This window comes from Streptococcus sp. FSL R7-0212, from assembly GCF_038007985.1.
GTDB classification, from domain to species: Bacteria; Bacillota; Bacilli; order Lactobacillales; family Streptococcaceae; genus Streptococcus; species Streptococcus parauberis.
In genome coordinates, this window is the sequence record NZ_JBBOYF010000001.1 from 481,286 (window position 1) to 505,409 (window position 24,124).

The window sequence follows — 24,124 nt, forward strand, 5'->3', positions numbered from 1 at the left end:
TCATCATAATTTGATGAGTGACGTGGGAGATTTTAAATCAAATCGATATGACCACATTACAAGGAGAATTTTAAAATGGCTAAAAAAAGCAAACAAATGCGTGCAGCACTTGAAAAAGTTGACAGCACAAAAGCATACAGCGTAGAAGAAGCTGTAGCATTAATTAAAGAAACTAACTTCGCTAAATTTGATGCATCTGTAGAAGTTGCATATAACTTGAACATTGATGTTCGTAAAGCTGACCAACAAATCCGTGGTGCAATGGTATTGCCAAACGGAACTGGTAAAACTCAACGTGTACTTGTTTTTGCACGTGGTGCCAAAGCTGAAGAAGCAAAAGCTGCTGGAGCAGACTTCGTTGGTGAAGATGACCTAGTTGCTAAAATCAATGGTGGATGGCTTGATTTTGATGTTGTTATTGCAACACCAGATATGATGGCTATCGTTGGACGTCTTGGACGTGTCCTTGGACCTCGTAACTTGATGCCAAACCCTAAAACTGGTACTGTAACTATGGATGTTACTAAAGCAGTTGAAGAATCAAAAGGTGGTAAAATTACTTACCGTGCTGACAAAGCTGGTAACGTACAAGCTATCATCGGTAAAGTATCATTTGACGCTGATAAATTAGTTGAAAACTTTAAAGCATTTAACGATATTATGGTTAAATCTAAACCATCAACAGCTAAAGGTACTTACATGACAAATCTTGCTATCACATCTACTCAAGGTGTTGGTATCAAAGTTGACCCATCAACAATGTAATAAAACAAGCTATCTTCGGATAGCTTTTTTTAGTCTAGTAAATTTAGAAATTTAGTCAAGTAATTTTGTTATATCGGACTGAGATTGAACTGTCAAAAACTAAATAATTATGGTAGAATAGTAAGGACAAAATAAGGAGATAAGTAAATTGGAACCAAAATATCAACGTATTTTAATAAAGCTTTCAGGGGAAGCTCTTGCAGGTGATAAAGGTGTTGGAATTGATATCTCAACTGTTCAACTTATTGCTAAAGAAATTGCAGAAGTTCATTCATCAGGAGTCGAAATTGCTTTAGTTATTGGCGGAGGTAACCTCTGGAGAGGTGAGCCTGCAGCAGAAGCGGGAATGGATCGCGTTCAAGCAGACTACACAGGTATGTTAGGAACAGTAATGAATGCCTTAGTTATGGCAGACAGTTTACAACATTTTGGTGTTGATACTCGTGTTCAAACTGCTATTCCAATGCAAAATGTTGCGGAGCCTTATATTAGAGGCCGTGCACTTAGACACTTGGAAAAAGGGCGCATTGTAGTATTTGGTGCTGGAATAGGTTCACCATATTTCTCAACAGATACGACAGCAGCTCTTCGTGCAGCTGAAATAGAAGCGGATGCAATTCTAATGGCCAAAAATGGTGTTGATGGGGTTTATAATGCTGACCCAAGAAAAGATGCTAATGCCGTTAAATTTGATGAATTGACCCATGGTGAAGTTATCAAACGTGGCTTAAAAATTATGGATGCAACAGCATCAACATTATCAATGGATAATGATATTGATTTAGTTGTCTTTAATATGAATGAAGCAGGAAATATTAAACGTGTTGTCTTTGGTGAACATATAGGTACAACAGTTTCAAATAAATCAGCAGAATAAGAAGAGTTTAGAAATATATAAGGAGTTTTAAAAATGGCAAACGCTATAATTGAGAAAGCAAATGAACGCTTTCAACAATCACATCAATCATTATCTCGTGAATATGCAAGTATCCGTGCAGGTCGTGCTAATGCAAGTCTTTTAGACCGTATCCAAGTTGAGTATTATGGAGCACCTACACCATTAAATCAACTAGCATCAATTACTGTTCCAGAAGCACGAGTTTTAATGATATCACCATTTGATAAATCATCAATCAAAGATATTGAGCGTGCAATTAATGCATCAGATTTAGGAATTACACCTGCTAATGATGGTTCTATCATTCGTCTTGTTATCCCTGCTTTAACTGAAGAAACACGTAAAGAGTTAGCTAAAGAAGTGAAAAAAGTCGGTGAAAGTTCAAAAATTGCTATCCGTAATATCCGTCGTGATGCAATGGATGATGCTAAGAAACAAGAAAAAGCTAAAGAAATAACTGAAGATGAATTGAAATCATTAGAAAAAGATATTCAAAAAGCAACAGATGATGCTATCAAGCACATTGATCAAATGACAGCTAATAAAGAAAAAGAACTATTAGAAGTCTAAGTTTAAATAAAGATATGGAGGTAGGTAACAATTTCAGAAGCAGTTGTTTTTGACTTGTGCCTACTTTTTTAAAGGTATAAATTATGAATGAATTATTAGCAACACAAATTACGGGCTTGGTAAGAGAAGAAAATGATAACTCTTATTTCATCCAAAAAGATGGCTTTATCTTCTCTTTGTCAAAAGAAGAGGGTGAACATCAGATTGGGGAAATGGTAACTGGGTTTGCATACACAGATATGAAACAAAAACTTCGCTTAACTACTAAAGATATCCAATCTCGTAAGGATTCATATGGATGGGGTGAAGTAACTGATGTCCGCCGTGACCTAGGAGTCTTTGTCGATACAGGTATTCCCAATAAAGAAATTGCTGTTTCCTTAGACCTTTTGCCAGACATGAAAGAATTGTGGCCTAAAAAAGGGGATAAGCTCTACATTACGGTGACCGTTGATAACAAAGATCGTCTCTGGGGTGTCCCTGCTCAACCAGAAGTCTTCCAAGAAATGGCAGATCCAGCCTTCGATAATATGCAAAATCAAAGTTGGCCAGCTATTGTCTACAGACTAAAACTTTCTGGAACATTTGTTTACTTACCAGAAAACAATATGTTAGGTTTTATCCACCCAAATGAACGTTATTCTGAACCACGGTTAGGTCAGGTATTAGATACACGTGTTATTGGCTTTAGAGAAGTTGACCGCACGCTAAATTTATCAGTTAAACCACGTTCATTTGAAATGTTAGAAAATGATGCTCAAATGATTGTTACTTACTTGGAATCAAATGGTGGATTTATGACATTAAATGATAAATCAGCACCTGAAGATATTCAAGCTACTTTTGGTATTTCCAAAGGTCAGTTTAAAAAAGCTCTTGGTGGTTTGATGAAAGCAAAACGAATCAAACAAGATGCAACAGGAACAGAACTAATTTAAGAAAAAAGCTTTGCCTCTGGCAAGCTTTTTTGTTACAATGAGAACAATAAAATTTGAGGAAGTAAACTATGGAAGAAAAATTAGAGCGTGCCATCTTCGCAGGCGGATGCTTTTGGTGTATGGTTGAACCTTTTGAAGAGATGTCTGGTATAAAATCAGTAATCAGTGGGTACACTGGAGGCCACATGCCTAATCCAACTTATGAAGATGTCTGTCAGGGACAGACTGGACATACAGAAGCAGTTGAAGTTATTTTCGATGACAATCAAATCAGCTACCCAGACCTACTAGATATATATTGGGCTCAAACTGATCCGACTGATGCTATGGGCCAGTTCCAAGACCGAGGAGATAATTATCGGCCCGTCATTTTTTATACGTCAGAGACGCAAAAGGAAATGGCAGAGCAATCTAAGGAAAAACTAGCTCAATCAGGACGTTTTGATCAGCCTATCGTAACGACAATTGAAAAGGCCCAACCTTTTTACCCAGCCGAGGAATACCATCAGGCCTTTTACAGAAAGAACCCAGGACGCTATGCTTTAAGTGCCCAGATTCGACATGACTTTTTAGAAGAAAATTGGAATTAGGACAATAAGGAGAGAATTGTTTGAGAAAATCATTTTATACCTGGTTAATGACCCAGAGAAATCCTAAATCAAATGCACCAGTAGCTATTTTAGCGGACTTAGCTTTTGAGGATACGACTTTTCCAAAGCACACAGATGATTTTGATTTGATTAGTCGTTATTTAGAGGATCAAGCAACTTTCACCTTTAATTTAGGTCAATTTGATAGTATTTGGGATGACTATCTAGCGCATTAAAATACACTTTTTATTAGAAGTGTATTTTTTTTTCGGACATTTTTTCAAAATAGTCTAAAATAATTCCATTTTTTATTAGCATCTCTTATTTTAATAAGAGTAATGTGTAGGTAATTAAAGCAATATGATTATTCTCGAGAAGGGGACTACGGATGTATTATAGTAGTGGTAATTTTGAAGCATTTGCACGACCATGAAAACCTGAGGGTGTTGATGATAAATCAGCTTATTTTGTTGATTCAGGCCTTGTTGGACTTGTAGCAGCTGAGATGGTCAAATGGCTGGCAAACAGATTCATATTTTAGAAGAACTGCCTTAGGATGGTGGTTCTTTTGATGGGACTGATTAGTCTGATATTGGTTTTGTGACCCGTGGAGGGCGTGGAATGGAAAACTATTTTGAATGTATGTGGGATATGAATTGTTCGATTCCGTCATTAAAATTCCAGGGGCTTCCTATCTGGATGAATTCTACTGGTTAGATATAGATAATCCAAATTCATCAACAAGGGACTCGACTCTCTGATGATATATGTATACCTTGGAAAACACTCCAAAGAGATTGTAAGAATGATAATGAAAACTGAAGAATCCCTTGGCAATCAAACAATCGACGGATTTTTTGACAGTAATTTCTGGGCTTATTGGGCTACTATGTTTGCCAATGAGAAATGGCATTCAGTTGCGTATATGCGTCGCTATGCAATGCGTTTTATCTACCACATTGATGGACTACCAGACTTCACGGCCTTGAAATTTAATAAATATAACCAATATGACTCAATGGTTAAACCAATCATTGCCTATCTAGAGGATCATGGTGTGGATGTCAATTTGATACTGCAGTTCGCAATATCAAAATGGATATAAAAGGTAATAAAAAGTTGCCAAGAAATTACTATTAACGGTTTCAGGAGAAAGTAAATCTCTAGATTTGGCAGAAAATGATTTGGTCTTAGTGACAAATGGCTCAATTACTGAAAGTACAAGTTATGGTAGCCATGATCAAATTGCTAAATCTAATAAAAATCTAGGTGGATCATGGGATTTCTGGGAGAATCTAGCTGCTCAATCTGATGATTTTGGTCATCCCAAAGTTTTCTATAAAGATTTACCAGCTGAATCATGGTTTGTTTCTGCGAGAGCTACGATATCAAATTTATTAGTAGAGCCATACATCGAACACCTTATCAAACGAAGCATGAATAACGGTAAAGTCAATATTGTTAGGATTATCACTGTTGTTGATTCTAACTGGCTCATGAGCTTTGCAATTCACCGCTAGCCACACTTCAAGAAACAAAAAAACAAAAAGAAAACGAAACAACTGTTTGGCTTTATGCCCTTTATTCTAAAAAAGAGGGTGACTATGTTTATAAAAAGATTGAAGATTGTACTGGTCAGGAAATCACAAAGGAATGACTTTATCATTTAGGAGTTCCAGTTGATTGGATTGCTGAGCTAGCGTAAAAAGAATCGATTAATTCCGTGCCAGTTTATGTGCCTTATATTGCAAGTTACTTCATGCCGCGTCTTGAAAATGATCGGCCAAAAGTTATCCCAAATGGGTCTGTAAACTAAGCTTTTATTGGTAACTTTGCAGAGTCTCCATCACTTGTCACCGACTTTACCACTGAATATTCAATTCGGACAGTCATGGAAGCAGTTTAGATGTTCTTGAATGTTGAACGAGGCATTCTGAAGTCTTTAATTCTATCTGCGACATCCGATCCGAGAACTCCTAAAATCACTTTATTACCTAGGAGATAAGAAACCATTGACCGACCAAGATTTACCAATAGTAAAATTAATTGAAAAAATCAGTCGTAAAAAAAATCAAAGATACTTTTGTTGAAGACTTATTAAAAGAAGCACATTTGATATAAGCTAAAAAAGTTAAGGATTTCCTTGCCTTTTTAACTTAGATTATAGGGGTAAATTTGACAAGTATCTCTAATAATCTGATATAATAAAGTTACATATATGAAGAAAAGGAAGTCTAATTTGCAAGAATATTCTACTGAAATCACCCTTAATCATCCGGATGATTTATTAGCGCTGTTTGGATCTAATGAGCGTCATTTAAAACGGATTGAAGATTACTTTAACGTCATCATTCATGCACGCACGGAACGTGTTCAGATTGTTGCAGATAGTCAAGCTAATTTAGACCTTGCCCAGATAACTATACAAGCCCTGATGGTTCTTGTTGGTCGTGGTATGCTTATTAACACTTCTGATGTAGTAACAGCAATGTCGATGGCTGAGAATGCGACGATTGATAAGTTTGTAGCCCTCTATGAAGAAGAAATTATTAAAGATAACAATGGTAAGCCGATTCGGGTTAAAACCTTAGGACAAAAAGTCTATGTTGATAGTGTCAAAAAACATGATGTCGTCTTTGGAATAGGTCCTGCAGGTACTGGAAAAACCTTCCTTGCCGTGACTCTTGCTGTAACAGCACTTAAAAGAGGACTAGTGAAACGGATTATTTTAACCAGACCGGCTGTTGAAGCTGGTGAAAGCTTAGGTTTCTTACCTGGTGACTTAAAAGAAAAGGTTGATCCCTATTTAAGACCTGTCTATGATGCTCTCTACCAAATTCTTGGCAAAGAGCAAACAAGTCGCCTAATGGAAAGAGAAACCATTGAGATTGCCCCCTTAGCTTACATGCGTGGTCGTACCTTGGATGATGCCTTTGTCATACTTGATGAAGCGCAAAATACAACCATCATGCAGATGAAAATGTTCTTAACACGTCTTGGATTTAACTCTAAGATGATCGTTAATGGCGATATTAGTCAGATTGATTTGCCTCGAAATGTTAAGTCAGGTTTGATAGATGCCAGTCAAAAGTTAGGTCATATTAAAGCCATCGATTTTGTTCATTTCACTGCTAAAGATGTCGTTCGTCACCCAGTTGTTGCTGATATCATTAAGGCTTATGAAACTGATCGCGCAAGCGATTCACCAAAAGAAGAAGAAAAAATAGAGAAGAAGTCCGGTCTTACCTCTTATGATGTAATTGGACAAGTAGCCTCAGATAAAGATGAAAAGTAAAGGTTTGGCCCATCGAAACAGGACTGTTTTAAGCCGGCCTTTTTTGCTAGGAGGATCTATGGATAAAATTTTTAAAGAAATTATGGATGATGAGGAGAATAAAACCTATACAGACAAGGGGATTGAGCCTTTATATGCAGCTCCCAAAACAGCCAAAATTGTCATTGTCGGACAGGCTCCAGGAATCATTGCTCAAGAAACGAAAATTTACTGGAATGACCGAAGTGGTATTCGTCTCCGTGAGTGGCTGGATGTTGATAATGACACCTTTTATAACTCCGGTCTTTTCGGTATTATTCCTATGGATTTCTATTATCCGGGTAAGGGCAAGTCGGGCGATCTTCCACCGCGGAATGGCTTCGCTGATAAGTGGCATCAAAAAATCCTAAAAACTATGCCAAATGTGGAATTAATCATTTTAGTTGGGCAGTATGCTCAAAAACATTATTTAGGTAAAGAATCCAAGAAAACACTGACAGAAACAGTTAGGTCATTTGAGGAATACCTACCAAACTATTTTCCTCTGGTTCATCCGTCACCTCGTAATCAAATTTGGATAAAGAAGAACTCTTGGTTTCAAGATCAGGTTATTCCGACATTACAAAAACGAGTAGCTGAAATTCTTAAAAACTAGGAAAAACAGTCTTTGAAATCGTTTTAATTCGTCGAACTGATGGAGAAGACACAAAAAAATTGGCTTCTATGATATAATAATATAATTAGTAGAATTAAAAGCTATTGAAAGGGTAAGGATTTTCTTTATTCATATTTATATGAAAGTAGTGGAAAACCTTGATAACAAAGATATGTATATTGAGATGATTGATGAAACCGGCCAAGTTCCTCAAGAGATTATGAAGCAAACAAAAGATTTGCTTAACTTTGCAGCAACCAAAACTGGAAAAGACCAAAAAGAAATGTCAGTCACTTTTGTGACAAATGAGCGAAGTCATGAATTGAATTTAGAATATCGTGATACAGATCGTCCGACTGATGTCATTTCACTTGAATACAAACCTGAAATACCGATTCTTTTTGATCAAGGTGATATGGAAGCTGACCCAGATTTAGCAGAAATGATGGCAGAATTTGATGCTTATATTGGCGAATTATTTATTTCAATTGATAAAGCTAAGGAACAAGCCGAAGAATATGGACATTCATTTGAACGAGAAATGGGCTTTTTAGCTGTTCATGGCTTCTTACATATCAATGGTTATGATCATTACACCCCTGCAGAAGAAAAAGAAATGTTTACATTACAGGAAGAGATATTGACTGCTTATGGCCTCACACGACAATAAATCCCAGCGAAAATGGAAAAACAGAACAGTAACATCCAGTCTGGAATTTGCCTTCACAGGTATCTTAACAGCACTGAGTGAAGAAAGAAACCTGAAAAGTCATCTTGTATCAGCTTTCTTAGCAATCGTTGCTGGACTAATTTTTAATATTTCTGCGACAGAGTGGTTATTTTTAACCCTATCTATTTTTTTAGTAATCGCATTTGAAATTGTCAATTCAGCAATTGAAAACGTTGTAGATTTGGCAAGTGACTATCACTTTTATATGTTAGCCAAAAAAGCTAAAGATATGGCTGCTGGAGCAGTTCTCGTTATTTCAATATATGCTGTCATTAGTGGCTTAATTATTTTTCTTCCAAAAATCTGGCATTTAATTTTTGGAAACTAGACAAAGGAGAAACATGGCTTTTAAATCAGGCTTCGTGGCGATTTTAGGTCGTCCAAATGTTGGTAAATCAACATTCTTAAATTATGTAATGGGGCAAAAAATTGCCATCATGAGTGATAAAGCTCAAACTACTCGTAACAAAATTATGGGTATCTATACAACTGAAACAGAACAAATCGTTTTCATTGATACACCTGGGATTCATAAACCTAAAACAGCCTTAGGTGACTTTATGGTTGAATCAGCTTATAGTACCCTTCGTGAAGTTGAAACAGTTATCTTCATGGTTCCTGCTGACGAAAAACGTGGTAAAGGTGATGATATGATAATTGAGCGCCTTAAAAATGCAAAAATCCCTGTTATCTTAGTTATCAACAAAATTGATAAGGTTCATCCTGATCAACTCCTTGAACAAATTGATGACTTCAGAAATCAAATGGACTTTAAAGAAGTCGTTCCAATCTCAGCTTTACAAGGTAATAATGTTAACCCATTGATGGAAATTCTCAAGGATAATTTGGAAGAAGGCTTTCAATATTTCCCAGAAGACCAAATTACAGACCACCCAGAACGCTTCTTAGTGTCAGAAATGATTCGTGAAAAAGTCTTACACTTAACACAACAAGAAATTCCTCACTCAGTTGCAGTCGTGATAGAATCAATGAAACGTGATGAAGAAACTGACAAAGTTCACATCCGTGCGACAATCATGGTTGAACGTGATAGCCAAAAAGGAATCATCATAGGTAAACAAGGAGCAATGCTGAAAAAAATCGGTAAAATGGCTAGACGCGACATCGAAGTCATGTTAGGTGATAAAGTTTACTTAGAAACATGGGTCAAAGTTAAAAAGAATTGGCGCGACAAAAAACTAGACCTCGCCGACTTTGGATATAACCAGAAAGAGTACTAAAACAGTCTGGGAATAGACTGTTTTAGGTCCGAGCTCAGAAACAGGAAAGCGTGGAAAGGTCCGGGGGATGTTTTTAAACCGAGCCTAAACTTTGTTTTGTCCTACTCAGACCAAAAATTCAAAATAAAATAAAAAATTGAAAAGCTGAGTAAATACTCGGTTTTTCTGCATTAAGGAGATAAAAATGAAAGAAGATTATATTTCATATATCCGTTCAAAAGTCGGTCATGGTAAGATCATTTTAAATTTTGCAGGTGGCATAATGACTGATAATCAAAACCGTGTACTCTTACAATTACGAGCTGATAAAGAAACATGGGCGATACCAGGTGGGACAGTAGAACTTGGAGAAAGTACTCTCGATACCTGTCTTCGGGAGTTTTATGAAGAAACAGGTATTGAAGTCAGTGCAAAACGCTTCCTCAATCTCTATAGTAACTTTGATGAATCTTATCCAAATGGTGATCAGGTGCAAACCATAGTTGCCATGTATGAAGTTGAAGCTATCAATGAGTTTACCATAGTAAACTTTCATAATGAGGAAACCAAGCGTCTTCAATTCTTTTCAGAGAAGGAAATTCAAGCCCTTGGGTCAGTTTCTAAAAAGCACTGCTTAATGCTAAATGAATTTTTTACTAACAGCTTTGCAATAGGACACTAAAAGAACTGGCAACAGTTCTTTTTTCGTGTCATCCATGACATTCTAAAAATAAAAATAAAATGATAAAATATGTAACACTTAGACTAACGAAGCTGTTTTACGAATAAATAAATAGGAATAATGAAACAATAGAAATGAGGTTTTATGAAAAAATGTCAAATTAGTATGTTGGTTTTAATAATTAGTTTATTTACATCTTCAATTAGCGTATTTGCAGGGGCTAGACAGATTGAACAATTATCGAATTTTCGAATTACGCCATCCTATACAGCGACAGGTTATTTGCAGAAAATGAATGATAGTTATTATGTTGTCAATTTGGATGCCAAAAATCCACAAATTAAGGTCAAACATTATTTAGCAAATTCTAATGGTGCTAAAAGAAGTGATATTGATATGATTTGGACAGGTCAAAGGGGTATTTATACTAATGATGCTAAGAGAAATCACATCTACAACTTAAATCTAGCAAGAGAAAATTTTTGGGATGGTGGCTTCTTCATCGATGGTAGTTGGTCGCCAGATTCTAAATAATAAATCCTAGCTTTAAATAAATTTTGTTTGTTATTCCCGTTATTTAAAGGAGAGGAAATGATTCCATTAAAAATTATACCTTATAAAAAATGGTACCTTTTTGCTGTCTTAATTTTTTTATTGTCAATATATCACCAAGCGATTTTTCATGTTTTATTCTTCGATGCTCAGGCTAGTGATTTAGAAGGATTAAACGGGGAAGTCATCAAGTTTAAATATCTAAAAGGCTTACTTTCCTTAAATAATAGTCTCTTCGAGTTTAATTTTTTTCAAGCATTTTTTATTCCGCTATTTATTATGTTTTTAGGATATATTTATTATTACGCCGATTGTAAAATTAAGCTAGACAAATAAAAAAGTCATTTGTGCTACACTCAAGATAGTTCCCGCAAAAGAATTATAAGGAGTGAAGACAAATGACCTATACCCATCTTACATCAAATGAACTTGCAATGATAGAGGCGTATTATAATAATCATCAATCTGTAGCCAAAACCGCAGTACTACTGAATAGATCTAGACAAACGATTCATAAAGTTTACCAATTTTTCAAAACAGGGCACAATGCTCTAGATTATTTCAATCAATACAAGAAGAATAAAACTCGCTGTGGCAGACGTCCTATTGTCTTATCAGATGAACAAACAGAATATATTCAAAAGAGGGTTGTTCAAGGTTGGACACCTGATGTGATTGTTGGCCGTGCAGAGTTTTCTATTTCTTGTTCTATGCGTACACTTTATCGTATGTTTAAACAAGGCGTATTTGAAGTGACTCACCTACCTATGAAAGGAAAACGTAAAGCCAACGGACACAAAGAAACTCGGGGAAAACAATCTTTTCGTCGATCACTTCGTGACAGAGGAAATGATTATTCTAAATTCAATCAAGAATTTGGCCACCTTGAAGGGGATACTATTGTGGGTAAAAAGCACAAAAGTGCTGTTATTACCCTCGTTGAGCGATTATCTAAAGTAATCATCACTCTTCAGCCAGAAGGCAGACGAGCTATAGATATTGAAAATCGTTTGAACCAATGGATGCAATCTGTACCTAAGCATCTATTCAAATCAATGACTTTTGATTGTGGAAAGGAATTTTCAAATTGGAAATCAATCAGTAATATAAATGATATTGATATCTATTTTGCAGATCCTGGTACACCATCACAAAGAGGGTTAAATGAAAACTCTAATGGTTTATTACGTAAAGATGGTTTACCAAAGCAAATGGATTTCAACGAAGTTGATGAATCTTTTATCCAATCTATTGCATCGAAAAGAAATAATATCCCTCGAAAATCATTAAACTATAAAACACCAATAGAAGTATTCTTGAGTCACATATGCAAAGAGGAATTGTCTAACTTAATTTGACAATTAATATTATTTAAAGAATAGATATTGTCGCTATTACTTAGGACGAACCAACTTATATTACAAGACTATCAAAAAGCTTAAACTGCAATTATCGGCAATATATATATTTACTTTTATTATATTATTAGTAATTATCATTATTACTGCAATTCTAGTTGGTAGATTTGAATTTGATGGATTAGAATTTTGTTTTAGTTCCATCTCAATTTTTAATTATTTTTCAACTAGCCTATGGCATTACGTGCAATATTATGTTCTAGTTAAATCGGTTGCCATTTGGACTGAGACCACTTTATTTTTTTATCTGATCGATTATTTTAATCATTTTTCAAAGTCTGCTTTTGCTTATATTTTATACCTTTGGGGAACAGCGCCGATTTTATATTGTTTCTTGCCTTTTTATCTGGTGCCGATGACTCATATTATGATTACTTCTTATGGGGATATTTCCTTATGGCAAATTCTAGCATCAAACTTATCATCTTTTGCTTTTCTTATTATCTTGAAAGTAAGACATTTACATGAAATTATCTAAAATATTATACAACATATCTAAGTTAATCCTTTCCTGGACAATATGTTTTATTTTACTGACATATTACAATGAATTCAATATTTTAGACCTTAAGGAGCTTGTTACTAATCAATTAATTAGTCCATTTCCCTCGGAAAATGAGCAGCAGTTAAGTTTTATTAAATTGATTATGATTCTTGGTTTTTCATTTGTTAGTTTCTTATCGACTTATAAAATGATGGCTGAAATATCTGTGGACATGAAAATGATGATTAAAAGTCATTGTAAAAATGAAAGATGTTATCAGATTTCAATAATGAAAATAATTATTAACATTTTCGTTAAAGAATTTTTGTGGCAAGCATTATTTATCTTATATTTTTTATCTATAAAATACCAGAGTATAGTGGTGGTAGTTGATGTCCTTTGCCTTTTATTTGTTTGGTTTTTAGTAGATTCTATAACTTATTTTTTAATCACATATTTCTGTTCTGATAGTGTACTTACCATTGTTTTAATCAGTATTGAAATAATTTTTAGAATCTTTTTCATAAATCATATTACTTATCTTTTGATGATTTTTTGCTTATTTTATTGTTTCGTTGCTATTAGGAGGTTAAAATGTGTTAGAAATAAAAAATGGATACATAACTAAAAATAGGAGAATATTATTAAATCAGATTAATTTAAAGTTTTTAAAACAGCATATTTATGGCTTAGTGGGAATAAACGGTTCCGGTAAAACCATGATTTTACGAACTTTGGCTGGCTTTTCTAAATTGACTAAAGGTAATGTTCTCCAAGATGGTCAAATCATTGGGCTAGGTGATAAAACAATTACAAATGCTGGATTAGTACTTGGAGACCAAGAATTTATTTCTTTTTTAACTCTAGAAGAAAACTTAAGGTTAATAAAAAACATCTGTCGGAACAAAGAGAAAATTGATTTAAATTATTGGATAAACCTATATCATCTTTCAGATTTTAAGGATATTTTGTTTAAAAACTTATCCTTGGGAACAAAGAAAAAAATGGTTTTGATTCAAGCTTTTATGGATTATCCTGAGATATTACTATTAGACGAGCCAATGAATGGGCTGGATGAAAAAAGTGTTAATATTACCAAACAATTGATAATGAAACACAAACAAAATGGTCTTGTTATTATGATATCGCATAATAAAAATGATATTGAGGATTTATGCGATTATATTTTTCACGTTAAGGAAGGAACAATAGTATCAGAAAAGTATTAATTTAATGTAGAAGTCGAAAAAGTTAATAATGGAAGGAAAAATTTGTAATGTGATTATTTTTACATTCTTATGTAGATAGTTGGGTACATAACTCAACTTTTTTTTGTTAATCAACGATTATAATTAATTGAAAAAGTTGAACAAAACTTTATTGTAACAATCTCCCAAAAGCATTCATTTTATATTAAACTAGTAAATTATAAGATAAATATTCTCATTTACTTTAACTTTATAAATAGCCTTTCGAATAAATAAATATAGCAGTACTTTGTCAGAAAGGAAATCAATGAATATATTCGTATTAGAAGATGTCATTCGTCAGCAGTTACATATGGAGACAGTAATCGAAAAAGTTCTCAATCAAAATAATTGGTTTTGTAACCAATTAGAATTTTTTGGACGAGGTGAGCAACTATTAGATCATGTCAATGAAAAAGGTAGTCATCAATTATTTTTTCTTGACATTGAAATTCATCAAAACAAGATAAAAGGAATAGGTTCATTTGGTGTAGTAAGGTAAACCTACATAAGTTAGATGAACGAAGAAAAATTTTTTTTGATAAAATTTAGAGTTAAAAAACATTAACAACTCACAAATAATTTGGAATTTTTATTTCGATAGAACTTAAGGACCAGATAGAAAACTGGGCCTGAAATTCTTTTAGGAGTAAAAGATAGTATAGTTAGAGTGAATAATAATTTAGAAATTATTATGTCCATATGATAAAAATTTAGAAAAAATAGAGGTCGATATGAAATGGTTTGCAGGTGGTTCGGAGCGTTCTGTGAAAGCTTTAGAACTTATTCAAAATTTACAAAATTCAATTGAAGGGAATAGTGAGCAGAAAGAAATAAGTCAGCTTTTTCAACGGTATCAGAGTGAATTAGAATCTAATGCGTCATCAGTACCTTTTATTCTGAGTCGTATGAATGTTGAACTATTTGAAGTGCTAACAAAACATAAAATCAATCTATCGAGTGAGCAATTGGGGTTGTTAAAAGAACTTCAGAAACTTTCTCAAATCAGATATGGGTATTAATGCTAGGAAATATTAAGTAAGAGGAATATATATTTGCTTGCAATGCTTTATGCCACAATGATTGGAATTACATATCGCTTTTGTAATAAAAATACTTTCAAAGCTATTAACATCATCCTAATTGTAAATTTCTTGATAAAACTGTATCATTTTCTTTTGAACTAACCTAGAGATATGTTATAGCTATTGAAGCTTTGAAATCAAAAGAAATCTTAGAATCATGGTATAATAATCATACATTTATGTCGCTTATAAAAACATATTTTGCTTGTCTAAATATGATTGTTGAATGATTTCATAGAAAGGTTAGAGGTCACAAACTCGAAATGAAGTTTGCCCTTGAATGGTAAGATTGATGCCAGAATTGCCAGAAGTTGAAACTGTCCGTCGTGGTTTAGAGCAGCTGGTCCGTGGGAAAGTTATTAGTCAAGTTACTGTCAAAGTACCAAATATGGTTAAGTATGATTGTCTTGCTTTCGAACTTGCTTTAAAAGGTCAAACGATAGAAGCTGTTTCACGGCGAGGTAAATATTTAATATTTGATTTAGGCCAATTAGTAATGATTTCTCATCTACGGATGGAAGGTAAATACTTACTCTTTAATGATTTTGTTCCCGTAAATAAACATTTTCATGTCTTTTTTACTTTTACTGATGGGTCTACCTTAGTCTACCAAGATGTGCGGAAGTTTGGTACATTTAATTTAATTGAGAAAAGTCAATTGGACCGATTCTTCTTAGAGAAAAAGATTGGTCCGGAACCAACTAAAGCTGACTTTAAGCTAAAGCCTTTTGAAAGAGCTCTGCTATCCTCCCAAAAGATTATTAAACCATGGCTTTTGGATCAAAGTTTAGTAGCTGGACTAGGGAATATCTATGTCGATGAGGTTTTGTGGGCTGCTAAAGTGCATCCTATGAAGCTTAGTAATAGTCTTAAGAAGGCCGAAATTAAAAGAATTCATGATCAAGCAATTGCTATTTTAGCTTTAGGGGTTGAAATGGGTGGGTCGACCGTTCGTACCTACCAAAATACTTTAGGCATGAACGGGTCGATGCAGGATTATCTTATGGTTTATGGGCAAAAGGATAAACCATGTCCTAGGTGTGGAACAGCTATTCAGAAAATAAAAGTTGCAGGAAGAGGGACGCATTTCTGTCCACGGTGCCAAAAATATGACTAAGATTATCGGTTTAACAGGAGGCATTGCCTCAGGTAAGTCAACAGTTGTCAAGGAAATTAGACAAGCTGGCTATGAGGTTATCGATGCTGATCAGGTAGTTCATGAATTACAAAGAAAAGGTGGTCGACTTTATCAAGCTTTGCTGAATTTTTTTGGTCCCTCTATTTTACAAGAAGATGGTGAGATTGACCGGCCAAAATTGTCAAAAATGATTTTTTCTAGTCTGGAAAATAGAGATCATTCTTCTAGGTTGCAAAATCAGATTATTCAAGAAGAATTGATGTCTCGGAAAGAGAAACTTGAAGCCAAGGGGAAGCCCTTTTTTATGGACATTCCTTTACTTATTGAATTAGATATGAGACACTGGTTTAATGAGATTTGGTTAGTTTATGTTGATCAAGACACGCAAAAACAACGGCTAATGAATCGCAATCACTATAGTGAGCAAGAGGCGCGTGACCGAATTGCTTCACAAATGCCATTACAAGAAAAGTTGAAATTTGCTGATATAGTGATTGATAATAATGGAAGCTTGCAAGAATTGACTGATCAGATAGGACAAATTCTTAGTAAGTTAGATTAGGAGAATCATGACAAAATCAATTATACCGAGAACACCTTGGATGGGAAAAACTTATTGGAGCTTAGAACCGGTCTCGGTTTCCGTGCTAATTTTGGGTTTAGTCTTATTTGGTGTAGGAGAGTCCTGCCTAGTATTAGCTAATCTAGGGTCGGCGCCCTGGACAGTCCTATCACAAGGGGTAAGTCATCTTTCGGGAATTAATATTGGTTGGGTAACTTTTTTAGTCAGTTTGACAGTTCTTATCCTCTGGCTACCACTAAAAATTAAGCCGGGTTTGGGAACAATTCTTAATGTCATCATCATTGCTCTAGTTATTGGTTTGATTGTTTCAAATGTGACGCCTCCTACAAGTATCATTGCGAGAATCTTTTTAACCATTTTGGGGGTTGTTTTGGTCGGAATTGCTTCCGCGATTTATCTAACTAGTCATAAAGGAGCAGGTCCACGTGATGGCTTGCTGGTGGGGCTCTGTTTCTTAACAGGCTGGCGAGTGGGGCTAGTTCGTACTATGATAGAAGGAACAGTCTGCCTATTAGGTTGGTTCCTAGGTGGAAGTTTAGGGATTGGAACCTTGCTCTTTGCTTTCGGAGTTGGTTGGGTGATGCAATTTTGCTTAGCATTTTTAGAAAAGCTTTACGGTCCGCTTGAAGTTCACAAAAAATGATAGAATCAAAGGGAGTTGATTATCAAATCAGGTCTCTTTTGTGTTATAATTGGGATAATTAGAGACCAATAAATAAGAATAATTCATTTAGGAAATTTATAGATGGAGAAAGAGGATTATATGGGCACAGTTACAATTGCTAAAGGGACAAACCCCGTTGAATTACAATTAAATATGCTCAACCGTCATGGTTTGATTGCAGGAGCCACTGGTACGGGGAAAACAGTGACTTTAAAAGTGTTAGCAGAACAATTAAGTTTGTCAGGTATTCCTGTATTCTTAGCAGATATCAAAGGTGATCTTGTCAACTTGGCTAAACCTGGACAGGTGACTGAAAAATTATCAGCCCGTCTAGACAAATTAAGTATTACAGACTACAGCCCACAATCATTTCCTGTGCGCCTCTGGGATGTTTTTGCAGAAAATGGTCAAGCTGTTAGAACAACAATTTCTGAAATGGGTCCATTAATGTTAGCCCGTCTCCTTAATTTAAATGATACTCAGACTGGGGTTTTGAACATTGTTTTTAAAATCGCAGATGAAAATGGTTGGTTATTAATTGATCTTAAAGACTTACAAGCTATTCTAAAAGAAGTAGCTGATCATGCTACTGATTATTCAGGTCAATATGGAAACATTGCGAAGCAGTCAGTTGGAGCTATTCAAAGGGACTTATTAACTTTGGAACAAGAAGGAGCAGAACTCTTCTTTGGAGAGCCGGCACTTGATATTACGGATTTTATGCAATTGGATACGGCAACCGGTTTGGGAGCAATTAACGTTTTAAATGCAACGAAACTCTTTAATTCTCCAACACTTTATACAACTTTTCTTCTGTGGATGTTGTCTGAATTATATGAATCACTTCCAGAAGTGGGAGATCTTGAAAAACCAAAGATGGTCTTCTTCTTTGATGAAGCACATTTATTATTCAATGATGCACCAAAAGTCTTTTTAGATAAAGTTGAGCAGATTGTCCGCCTCATTCGCTCAAAAGGGGTAGGAATCTTCTTCATCACTCAAAATCCGCTAGACTTGCCTGAATCAGTTTTGGCACAGTTGGGGAATCGTATTCAACATGCCCTACGTGCTTACACACCAAAAGAGCAAAAAGCAGTTCGCGTTGCTGCGGATACTTTTAGACAGAATCCAGACATTGACGTTGCGACAGCTATTACGGAGCTTGAAGTCGGCGAAGCTCTTATTTCCGTTCTTAACGAAAAAGGACAACCATCAATCGTGGAGCGTGCTTATGTTATGCCTCCTAAGTCTTCTTTTGACCAAATGGCTCCCGCTGAAATTCAAGCTATCGTTCAATCATCGCCGTTTGCGAGTAAATATGACCAAGCTATTGACCGTGAATCAGCTTATGAATTATTAGCAAAAAAAGTTATTGGAGAAGAAGCGGCCACTAAAGCTGCACAGGAAGAAAAAGACAAAGCTTTTGCTGACAAAGAAGCGGCAAAAGAAGCTGAGCGTGTTCAAAGACAAGCTAATCGTTCTGCTGGCAGACCTCGTAAAACAGTTGTTGAGAAAGCAACAGATGCTTTCATTAGTACGGCAGTAAGAACAATTGGTCGCGAATTAGTTCGTGGTTTAATGGGCTCATTACGTAAACGCTAAAACGTTTACTGGGACTTTCAATTAAATCTTTCTTGAATTTATGTTATAATGTAGGATATCGATTTTGGAAAGAAGATGATGACTTATTGATCAACAAGCAATTTCAACTGTAAATTGGCAACAAAATTTAAAAGTAGCTTGGCTTGGTAACTTTTTTACTGGGGCAAGCTTTTCACTTGTCATGCCTTTTATGGCGCTCTATGTCGAGGATTTAGGAGCACCAAAAAATAAGGTAGAGTGGTACGCTGGCTTAGCCGTAGCCATTTCAGCTTTAGCTTCTGCGGTATTTGCTCCTGTCTGGGGTAGACTAGCAGATCGCTATGGGCGTAAACCAATGATGGTTAGGGCTAGTTTTGTGATGACCTTTACAATGGGGGGATTAGCCTTCATTCCCAATGTTCATTGGCTACTCTTTTTGAGACTTTTAAATGGTATTTTTGCTGGCTATGTGCCAAATTCTACAGCTTTAATTGCTAGTCAGGCACCGAATGACAAATCAGGTTATGCACTTGGAACTTTAGCAACAGGGGTTACGGCAGGTATGCTGATTGGTCCTTTAATTGGTGGAGTTCTAGCAGAGATGACTGGTATTAGAATGGTCTTCTTGCTTGTTGGACTCATCTTATTTGTCTCAACGATTATGACCGTCTTCTTTGTCAAAGAGGACTTCGAACCGGTAAATCGAGCTCAAGTAGTGCCAACAAAAATTATTATTAAGAGGGTTAAAAGCAAACAAATCATGCTTGGCCTTTTTGTCACTAGTATGATTATCCAGATATCTGCTCAATCGGTAGCTCCTATATTATCCTTATATATCAGACATTTAGGACAAAAGGAGAACTTACTCTTTGTATCAGGTTTAATTGTCTCTTCAATGGGCTTTTCCAGTTTAATGAGTAGTTCGACTCTGGGGAAAATTGGTGACCGAATAGGTAATCATCGATTATTACTAATGGCATTATTTTATAGTTTTGTCATGTATTTTTTCAGTGCATTAGCACAAACCAGTCTCCAATTAGGATTATTACGTTTTGCTTATGGTTTTGGTGTTGGTGCATTAATGCCAAGTATTAATTCATTATTGACAAGAATAACACCACGTGAAGGAATATCTCGGATATTCGCTTTCAATCAAATGTTTACAAATCTCGGCCAAGTTATTGGACCTTTCATTGGTTCTAATGTAGCAATTATTCTTGGCTATCGATCTGTATTTTATGTAACCAGTTTAATTGTCCTAATTAATTTTCTGTGGAGTTTAATTAATTTTAGGAAATATCTAAAAATTAAGGATATTGTGTGAGAATAAAGATAAATTTAAAATGTAGTGAGTGTGGCAGTAAGAATTACTTAACTAGTAAAAATAAGACCACACATCCGGATAAGATTAAGGTTCCTAAGTATTGTCCTAAAGAGAGAAAAGTAACCTTGCATGTTGAATCTTAAGGTTATTTGTGTTAAAATTATTTAGACTATAGTGGAGGAAAGAAGATGTACAACTTACTACTTACAGCATTGCTTGTCTTGTCAGTGATTCTTGTGATTGCCATTTTTATGCAACCGCAAAAAAATCCTAGCAGCAATGTATTTGATAATAGTGGTTCAGAAGCTTTGTTTGAAAGAACAAAAGCGCGTGGATTTGAAGCGTTTATGCAACGTTTTACAGCGGTTCTAGTATTTTTCTGGATAGCAATTGCACTTGTGCTTGCTGTTTTATCAAGTAAATAAGATGTGAGCTTGACAGAGTTAGTCTAGCTCATTTTTTATTAGAAAAATGTACAGCTTATTACAGGAATAGAAATTAGGTAACATGAAAAAATTAATATTAAACTATCTAAAAGAACATGGTAAATCCAATATCAATGATATTGCTGCTGCTTTGGATATGGTCGGAGCACAAAAGTTTCCAAACTTAATCAAAGAAATCTCAAAAATGGAAAGTAAGCGACTTTTACGTTTCTCAAATGATGGGACGATTTCGCTTCGTAAACCGAGAGAAGAAAAAGAAATCATTACTGTTGAAGGAGTCTTTAGAGCTAATAAGGCAGGCTTTGGTTTCCTATTTGTTGATGAAAATGAAGATGATATGTTCATTGGACGTAATGATGTTGGTTATGCTATTGATGGTGACAAGGTTGCAGTAACTATCAAAAAACCTGCAGATCGTATAAAAGGGACAGCTGCTGAAGCAAAAGTTGTCAAAGTGGTTGAACATGCCCTAACAACTGTTGTAGGTAAATTTGTTTTAGATGATGATAAGCCAAAATATGCTGGTTATATTAAATCCAAAAATCAAAAAATTCAACAACCAATTTATATCAAAAAAGAGCCAGTTGTTTTGGACGGATCAGAAATTATTAAAGTTGAGATTGAAAAATACCCAACAAGAGGACATGATTATTTTGTGGGAAATGTCCGTGATATTGTTGGTCATCAAGGGGATGTTGGGATTGATGTTTTAGAAGTTTTGGAATCAATGGATATTGTTTCAGAGTTTCCAGATGATGTCTTAGCTGAAGCAAATGCTATACCAGATGCACCAAGTGATAAGGATTTAATGGGACGTGTTGATTTACGCAAAGAAATTACCATTACCATTGATGGGGCTGATGCCAAGGACTTAGATGATGCCATTCATATCAAAAAGCTTGAAAATGGGAACTTCGAACTAGGTGTCCACATTGCTGACGTGTCATACTATGTAACTGAAGGTTCTGCCTTAAATCGTGAAGCTGCTGAACGTGGAACATCTGTTTATGTAACTGACCGCGTTGTTCCAATGTTACCAGAACGTCTTTCTAATGGCATTTGTTCATTGAATCCAAACGTGGACCGTCTGACACAGTCAGCCATTATGGAAATCGATATGCAAGGTAAAGTTGTTGATTATCAAATCTGTCAATCTGTCATTAATACTACTTTGAGAATGACTTATAGCCGTGTAAATGATATGATTGCTGGCGATGAAGAGGCCCTTGATGAATTTGCACCTATTGTTGAGGCAGTCCAAGATATGGCAGTCCTTCATAAAATCCTTGAAACCATGCGTGTCAAACGCGGAGCCCTTAACTTTGACACCTCTGAGGCCCGTATTATTGTCAATGATAAAGGTATGCCGGTTGATATTGTGGTCCGCAGTCGCGGAATCGCAGAGCGGATGATTGAATCTTTCATGTTAGCAGCCAATGAGTGTGTAGCCGAGCATTTTTCAAAAGCTAAGCTGCCATTTATATACCGTGTCCATGAAGAACCAAAATCAGAGAAGTTACAAAAATTCTTGGACTATGCAAGTATTTTTGGTGTTCAAATTAAAGGTACGGCAAATAAAATCTCACAAGAAGCTCTACAAGATTTTATGGCCAAAGTTGAAGGCCAGCCAGGGGCAGAAGTACTGAACATGATGTTACTACGTTCCATGCAACAAGCTCGCTATTCAGAAACTAATCATGGTCACTATGGACTGGCTGCTGAGTATTACACACATTTCACTAGTCCAATCAGACGTTACCCTGACTTGCTTGTTCACCGGATGATTCGTGATTATAGTCATGTGACCGAAGAGAAGAAGGAACATTTTGCACAGGTTATCCCAGAATTAGCTGCATCATCTTCACGCTTAGAACGTCGTGCCATTGACGCAGAACGTTTAGTAGAAGCTATGAAGAAAGCTGAATACATGGAAGAACACGTTGGTGAAGAATTTGATGCCATTGTTGCCAGCGTAGTTAAATTTGGAATGTTCATTGAATTACCAAATACCATTGAAGGTTTAATCCATGTTACCAGTCTTCCAGAATTCTATAATTACAATGAACGTAATATGACCTTACAAGGTGAAAAGTCAGGAATAGTCTTTAAAGTCGGTCAGCCAATTCATGTTAAATTGGTCAAAGCAAATAAAGAAACTGGAGATATTGACTTTGAATATCTTCCAAGTGAATTTGATGTGAAAGAAAAAGTCGAAAAACCTGACAGACAAAATAATCGTCGCAGAAATAACGATTCTAAGAAGGGCGACCGATTCCCAAAAAACAAATCAAATGATCAAAACAAAGAGGAAGCACCTAAGAAAAAGGGAAGAAAACCTTTCTATAAAGACGCTGCCAAAAAGAATAGTAAGAAAAGGAGTCGTTAATGGCTAAAGGCGAAGGTAATCTACTTGCACAAAATAAAAAGGCTAGGCATGACTATCATATCGTCGAAACCATTGAAGCTGGGATTGTTTTAACTGGTACAGAAATTAAAAGTGTCCGCGCAGCTCGTATCCAATTAAAAGATGGTTTTGCACAGATAAAAAATAATGAAGTTTGGCTAGTGAATGTCCATATTGCACCATTTGAACAAGGAAATATATGGAATTCTGATCCAGAGCGTACGCGTAAGCTCTTGATGAAAAAACGAGAAATTCAGCATCTAGCAAATGAACTTAAAGGAACTGGGATGACCTTGATTCCCTTAAAGATTTATTTGAAAGATGGCTTTGCTAAGGTCTTGATTGGTCTGGCAAAAGGGAAACATGATTTTGATAAACGTGAATCATTGAAACGTCGTGAACAAGATCGTGATATCAAACGTGTTATGAAAAGCGTGAATTCACGTTAAAAAGAAAGAAGCTAGGGAAATCTGTCCCAGCTTCTTTCTTTTTATTTCTTCAAATCAATGACTTCAATTTTATACCCATCTGGGTCTTGAATGAAGTAGTAGCGTGCTGATGTTTTTGACAAGCCTTTGATATCAGTCACTGGGAAGCCAGCTTTTTTATGTTTGTCATAATCATTGTCAAAGTCTTCTGTGCCTACAGCAATATGGCCATAGCCATCACCTAAATTATAGGCTGCATGGTCATAATTATAGGTTAATTCAAGTTCATAGTCTTCACCTTCAAGGGCTAAATAGACTAAGGTAAACTTATTTTCTGGGAAATCACGACGGCGTGTTTCTTTGAAAGGAAAAGCTGTGGTGTAGAAATCAATAGATTTATCTAAATCTTTAACGCGAATACAAGTATGTAATGCTTTCATATCAGTCT

At 35.4% G+C, this 24,124-nt stretch carries 28 protein-coding genes and 1 pseudogene; 28 read left to right on the plus strand and 1 reads right to left on the minus strand.

Going from position 1 to position 24,124, the window contains the following annotated elements; translation table 11 throughout:
• Positions 1-75 precede the first annotated feature (75 nt).
• The 28 genes and pseudogenes from rplA to smpB all read left to right on the plus strand — a co-directional run bounded on the left by rplA (position 76) and on the right by smpB (position 23,697).
• Positions 76-765: a 50S ribosomal protein L1 gene (gene rplA / locus MKY69_RS02630; protein WP_003103240.1), complete on the plus strand. Its 690-nt coding sequence runs from the start codon at positions 76-78 to the stop codon at positions 763-765.
• A 148-nt stretch (positions 766-913) separates the two neighbouring features.
• Positions 914-1,642, plus strand: a complete 729-nt coding sequence (gene pyrH / locus MKY69_RS02635) for a UMP kinase (protein ID WP_003104318.1) — start codon at positions 914-916, stop codon at positions 1,640-1,642.
• Between the two features lie 33 nt (positions 1,643-1,675).
• A complete protein-coding gene (frr, locus tag MKY69_RS02640) occupies positions 1,676-2,233 on the plus strand; it encodes a ribosome recycling factor (RefSeq protein WP_003104966.1) in 558 nt (185 codons plus the stop codon).
• An 83-nt stretch (positions 2,234-2,316) separates the two neighbouring features.
• Positions 2,317-3,171, plus strand: coding sequence for a CvfB family protein (locus tag MKY69_RS02645; protein WP_003102620.1), 855 nt, complete (start codon positions 2,317-2,319; stop codon positions 3,169-3,171).
• A 68-nt stretch (positions 3,172-3,239) separates the two neighbouring features.
• Entirely contained in the window at positions 3,240-3,761 is a 522-nt protein-coding gene (gene msrA, locus MKY69_RS02650; protein ID WP_003103153.1) for a peptide-methionine (S)-S-oxide reductase MsrA, read from the plus strand.
• Positions 3,762-3,781: 20 nt separating this feature from the next.
• Complete coding sequence (locus MKY69_RS02655) at positions 3,782-3,997, plus strand: YozE family protein (RefSeq protein WP_003105877.1); 216 nt, start codon at positions 3,782-3,784, stop codon at positions 3,995-3,997.
• Positions 3,998-4,149: 152 nt separating this feature from the next.
• Positions 4,150-5,882 (plus strand): annotated as a pseudogene (locus tag MKY69_RS02660) (oleate hydratase).
• A gap of 118 nt (positions 5,883-6,000) precedes the next feature.
• A complete protein-coding gene (locus MKY69_RS02665) occupies positions 6,001-7,056 on the plus strand; it encodes a PhoH family protein (RefSeq protein WP_003106305.1) in 1,056 nt (351 codons plus the stop codon).
• Between the two features lie 58 nt (positions 7,057-7,114).
• Positions 7,115-7,690: a uracil-DNA glycosylase family protein gene (locus tag MKY69_RS02670; RefSeq protein WP_003106306.1), complete on the plus strand. Its 576-nt coding sequence runs from the start codon at positions 7,115-7,117 to the stop codon at positions 7,688-7,690.
• Positions 7,691-7,862: 172 nt separating this feature from the next.
• A complete protein-coding gene (gene ybeY, locus MKY69_RS02675; protein WP_103344930.1) occupies positions 7,863-8,360 on the plus strand; it encodes an rRNA maturation RNase YbeY in 498 nt (165 codons plus the stop codon).
• Positions 8,341-8,748 carry a diacylglycerol kinase family protein gene (locus tag MKY69_RS02680; protein ID WP_003105517.1) on the plus strand — a complete coding sequence of 136 codons (408 nt, stop codon included), beginning with the start codon at positions 8,341-8,343 and terminating at the stop codon, positions 8,746-8,748. The genes ybeY and MKY69_RS02680 overlap by 20 nt, the downstream gene beginning before the upstream one ends.
• A 13-nt stretch (positions 8,749-8,761) precedes the next feature.
• On the plus strand, positions 8,762-9,661 hold the full coding sequence (era, locus tag MKY69_RS02685) for a GTPase Era (RefSeq protein WP_003106308.1): 900 nt from the start codon (positions 8,762-8,764) through the stop codon (positions 9,659-9,661).
• 184 nt (positions 9,662-9,845) lie between these two features.
• Complete coding sequence (locus MKY69_RS02690) at positions 9,846-10,322, plus strand: NUDIX hydrolase (RefSeq protein WP_003106309.1); 477 nt, start codon at positions 9,846-9,848, stop codon at positions 10,320-10,322.
• Between the two features lie 144 nt (positions 10,323-10,466).
• Complete coding sequence (locus MKY69_RS02695) at positions 10,467-10,856, plus strand: hypothetical protein (protein WP_003106311.1); 390 nt, start codon at positions 10,467-10,469, stop codon at positions 10,854-10,856.
• Between the two features lie 57 nt (positions 10,857-10,913).
• Complete coding sequence (locus MKY69_RS02700) at positions 10,914-11,210, plus strand: hypothetical protein (RefSeq protein WP_340790927.1); 297 nt, start codon at positions 10,914-10,916, stop codon at positions 11,208-11,210.
• Between the two features lie 62 nt (positions 11,211-11,272).
• Positions 11,273-12,232 carry an IS30-like element IS1062 family transposase gene (locus MKY69_RS02705; protein ID WP_002360751.1) on the plus strand — a complete coding sequence of 320 codons (960 nt, stop codon included), beginning with the start codon at positions 11,273-11,275 and terminating at the stop codon, positions 12,230-12,232.
• A 1,140-nt stretch (positions 12,233-13,372) separates the two neighbouring features.
• A complete protein-coding gene (locus tag MKY69_RS02710) occupies positions 13,373-14,005 on the plus strand; it encodes an ABC transporter ATP-binding protein (RefSeq protein WP_340790928.1) in 633 nt (210 codons plus the stop codon).
• A 286-nt stretch (positions 14,006-14,291) separates the two neighbouring features.
• Complete coding sequence (locus MKY69_RS02715; protein ID WP_340790929.1) at positions 14,292-14,525, plus strand: hypothetical protein; 234 nt, start codon at positions 14,292-14,294, stop codon at positions 14,523-14,525.
• 232 nt (positions 14,526-14,757) lie between these two features.
• The gene (locus MKY69_RS02720) at positions 14,758-15,045 is read left to right on the plus strand and encodes a bacteriocin immunity protein (RefSeq protein WP_003106321.1); all 288 of its coding nucleotides are present in this window, start codon (positions 14,758-14,760) and stop codon (positions 15,043-15,045) included.
• 355 nt (positions 15,046-15,400) lie between these two features.
• Positions 15,401-16,225 carry a DNA-formamidopyrimidine glycosylase gene (mutM, locus tag MKY69_RS02725; RefSeq protein WP_003105438.1) on the plus strand — a complete coding sequence of 275 codons (825 nt, stop codon included), beginning with the start codon at positions 15,401-15,403 and terminating at the stop codon, positions 16,223-16,225.
• On the plus strand, positions 16,218-16,808 hold the full coding sequence (coaE, locus tag MKY69_RS02730; protein WP_003106323.1) for a dephospho-CoA kinase: 591 nt from the start codon (positions 16,218-16,220) through the stop codon (positions 16,806-16,808). The genes mutM and coaE overlap by 8 nt, the downstream gene beginning before the upstream one ends.
• 7 nt (positions 16,809-16,815) lie before the next feature.
• Positions 16,816-17,472 carry a membrane protein YczE gene (gene yczE / locus MKY69_RS02735; RefSeq protein WP_003103741.1) on the plus strand — a complete coding sequence of 219 codons (657 nt, stop codon included), beginning with the start codon at positions 16,816-16,818 and terminating at the stop codon, positions 17,470-17,472.
• A gap of 120 nt (positions 17,473-17,592) precedes the next feature.
• Positions 17,593-19,095, plus strand: a complete 1,503-nt coding sequence (locus tag MKY69_RS02740; protein ID WP_037619776.1) for a helicase HerA-like domain-containing protein — start codon at positions 17,593-17,595, stop codon at positions 19,093-19,095.
• A 100-nt stretch (positions 19,096-19,195) separates the two neighbouring features.
• Positions 19,196-20,398 carry a multidrug efflux MFS transporter gene (locus MKY69_RS02745; RefSeq protein WP_076751741.1) on the plus strand — a complete coding sequence of 401 codons (1,203 nt, stop codon included), beginning with the start codon at positions 19,196-19,198 and terminating at the stop codon, positions 20,396-20,398.
• Complete coding sequence (gene rpmG, locus MKY69_RS02750; RefSeq protein ID WP_013793719.1) at positions 20,395-20,541, plus strand: 50S ribosomal protein L33; 147 nt, start codon at positions 20,395-20,397, stop codon at positions 20,539-20,541. The genes MKY69_RS02745 and rpmG overlap by 4 nt, the downstream gene beginning before the upstream one ends.
• Before the next feature lie 45 nt (positions 20,542-20,586).
• A complete protein-coding gene (secG, locus tag MKY69_RS02755; RefSeq protein ID WP_340790932.1) occupies positions 20,587-20,823 on the plus strand; it encodes a preprotein translocase subunit SecG in 237 nt (78 codons plus the stop codon).
• 82 nt (positions 20,824-20,905) lie between these two features.
• Positions 20,906-23,230, plus strand: coding sequence for a ribonuclease R (rnr, locus tag MKY69_RS02760; RefSeq protein WP_340790933.1), 2,325 nt, complete (start codon positions 20,906-20,908; stop codon positions 23,228-23,230).
• A complete protein-coding gene (gene smpB, locus MKY69_RS02765) occupies positions 23,230-23,697 on the plus strand; it encodes an SsrA-binding protein SmpB (RefSeq protein WP_003104652.1) in 468 nt (155 codons plus the stop codon). Before rnr ends, smpB begins: the two co-directional genes overlap by 1 nt.
• Positions 23,698-23,738: 41 nt before the next feature.
• Here smpB and gloA read toward each other — a convergent pair whose 3' ends face one another.
• Positions 23,739-24,116, minus strand: coding sequence for a lactoylglutathione lyase (gene gloA, locus MKY69_RS02770; RefSeq protein WP_003102359.1), 378 nt, complete (start codon positions 24,114-24,116; stop codon positions 23,739-23,741).
• Positions 24,117-24,124 lie beyond the last annotated feature (8 nt).

Coding starts and splice junctions, on each gene's coding strand:
- MKY69_RS02670 (WP_003106306.1), top strand. CDS start 7,115: ATGGATAAAATTTTTAAAGAAATTATGGATGATGAGGAGAATAAAACC.
- frr (WP_003104966.1), top strand. CDS start 1,676: ATGGCAAACGCTATAATTGAGAAAGCAAATGAACGCTTTCAACAATCA.
- MKY69_RS02695 (WP_003106311.1), top strand. CDS start 10,467: ATGAAAAAATGTCAAATTAGTATGTTGGTTTTAATAATTAGTTTATTT.
- yczE (WP_003103741.1), top strand. CDS start 16,816: ATGACAAAATCAATTATACCGAGAACACCTTGGATGGGAAAAACTTAT.
- gloA (WP_003102359.1), bottom strand. CDS start 24,116: ATGAAAGCATTACATACTTGTATTCGCGTTAAAGATTTAGATAAATCT.
- MKY69_RS02690 (WP_003106309.1), top strand. CDS start 9,846: ATGAAAGAAGATTATATTTCATATATCCGTTCAAAAGTCGGTCATGGT.
- msrA (WP_003103153.1), top strand. CDS start 3,240: ATGGAAGAAAAATTAGAGCGTGCCATCTTCGCAGGCGGATGCTTTTGG.
- rplA (WP_003103240.1), top strand. CDS start 76: ATGGCTAAAAAAAGCAAACAAATGCGTGCAGCACTTGAAAAAGTTGAC.
- secG (WP_340790932.1), top strand. CDS start 20,587: ATGTACAACTTACTACTTACAGCATTGCTTGTCTTGTCAGTGATTCTT.
- mutM (WP_003105438.1), top strand. CDS start 15,401: ATGCCAGAATTGCCAGAAGTTGAAACTGTCCGTCGTGGTTTAGAGCAG.
- MKY69_RS02645 (WP_003102620.1), top strand. CDS start 2,317: ATGAATGAATTATTAGCAACACAAATTACGGGCTTGGTAAGAGAAGAA.
- coaE (WP_003106323.1), top strand. CDS start 16,218: ATGACTAAGATTATCGGTTTAACAGGAGGCATTGCCTCAGGTAAGTCA.
- MKY69_RS02680 (WP_003105517.1), top strand. CDS start 8,341: ATGGCCTCACACGACAATAAATCCCAGCGAAAATGGAAAAACAGAACA.
- ybeY (WP_103344930.1), top strand. CDS start 7,863: ATGTATATTGAGATGATTGATGAAACCGGCCAAGTTCCTCAAGAGATT.
- MKY69_RS02720 (WP_003106321.1), top strand. CDS start 14,758: ATGAAATGGTTTGCAGGTGGTTCGGAGCGTTCTGTGAAAGCTTTAGAA.
- MKY69_RS02715 (WP_340790929.1), top strand. CDS start 14,292: ATGAATATATTCGTATTAGAAGATGTCATTCGTCAGCAGTTACATATG.
- MKY69_RS02700 (WP_340790927.1), top strand. CDS start 10,914: ATGATTCCATTAAAAATTATACCTTATAAAAAATGGTACCTTTTTGCT.
- rnr (WP_340790933.1), top strand. CDS start 20,906: ATGAAAAAATTAATATTAAACTATCTAAAAGAACATGGTAAATCCAAT.
- era (WP_003106308.1), top strand. CDS start 8,762: ATGGCTTTTAAATCAGGCTTCGTGGCGATTTTAGGTCGTCCAAATGTT.
- MKY69_RS02740 (WP_037619776.1), top strand. CDS start 17,593: ATGGGCACAGTTACAATTGCTAAAGGGACAAACCCCGTTGAATTACAA.
- smpB (WP_003104652.1), top strand. CDS start 23,230: ATGGCTAAAGGCGAAGGTAATCTACTTGCACAAAATAAAAAGGCTAGG.
- MKY69_RS02705 (WP_002360751.1), top strand. CDS start 11,273: ATGACCTATACCCATCTTACATCAAATGAACTTGCAATGATAGAGGCG.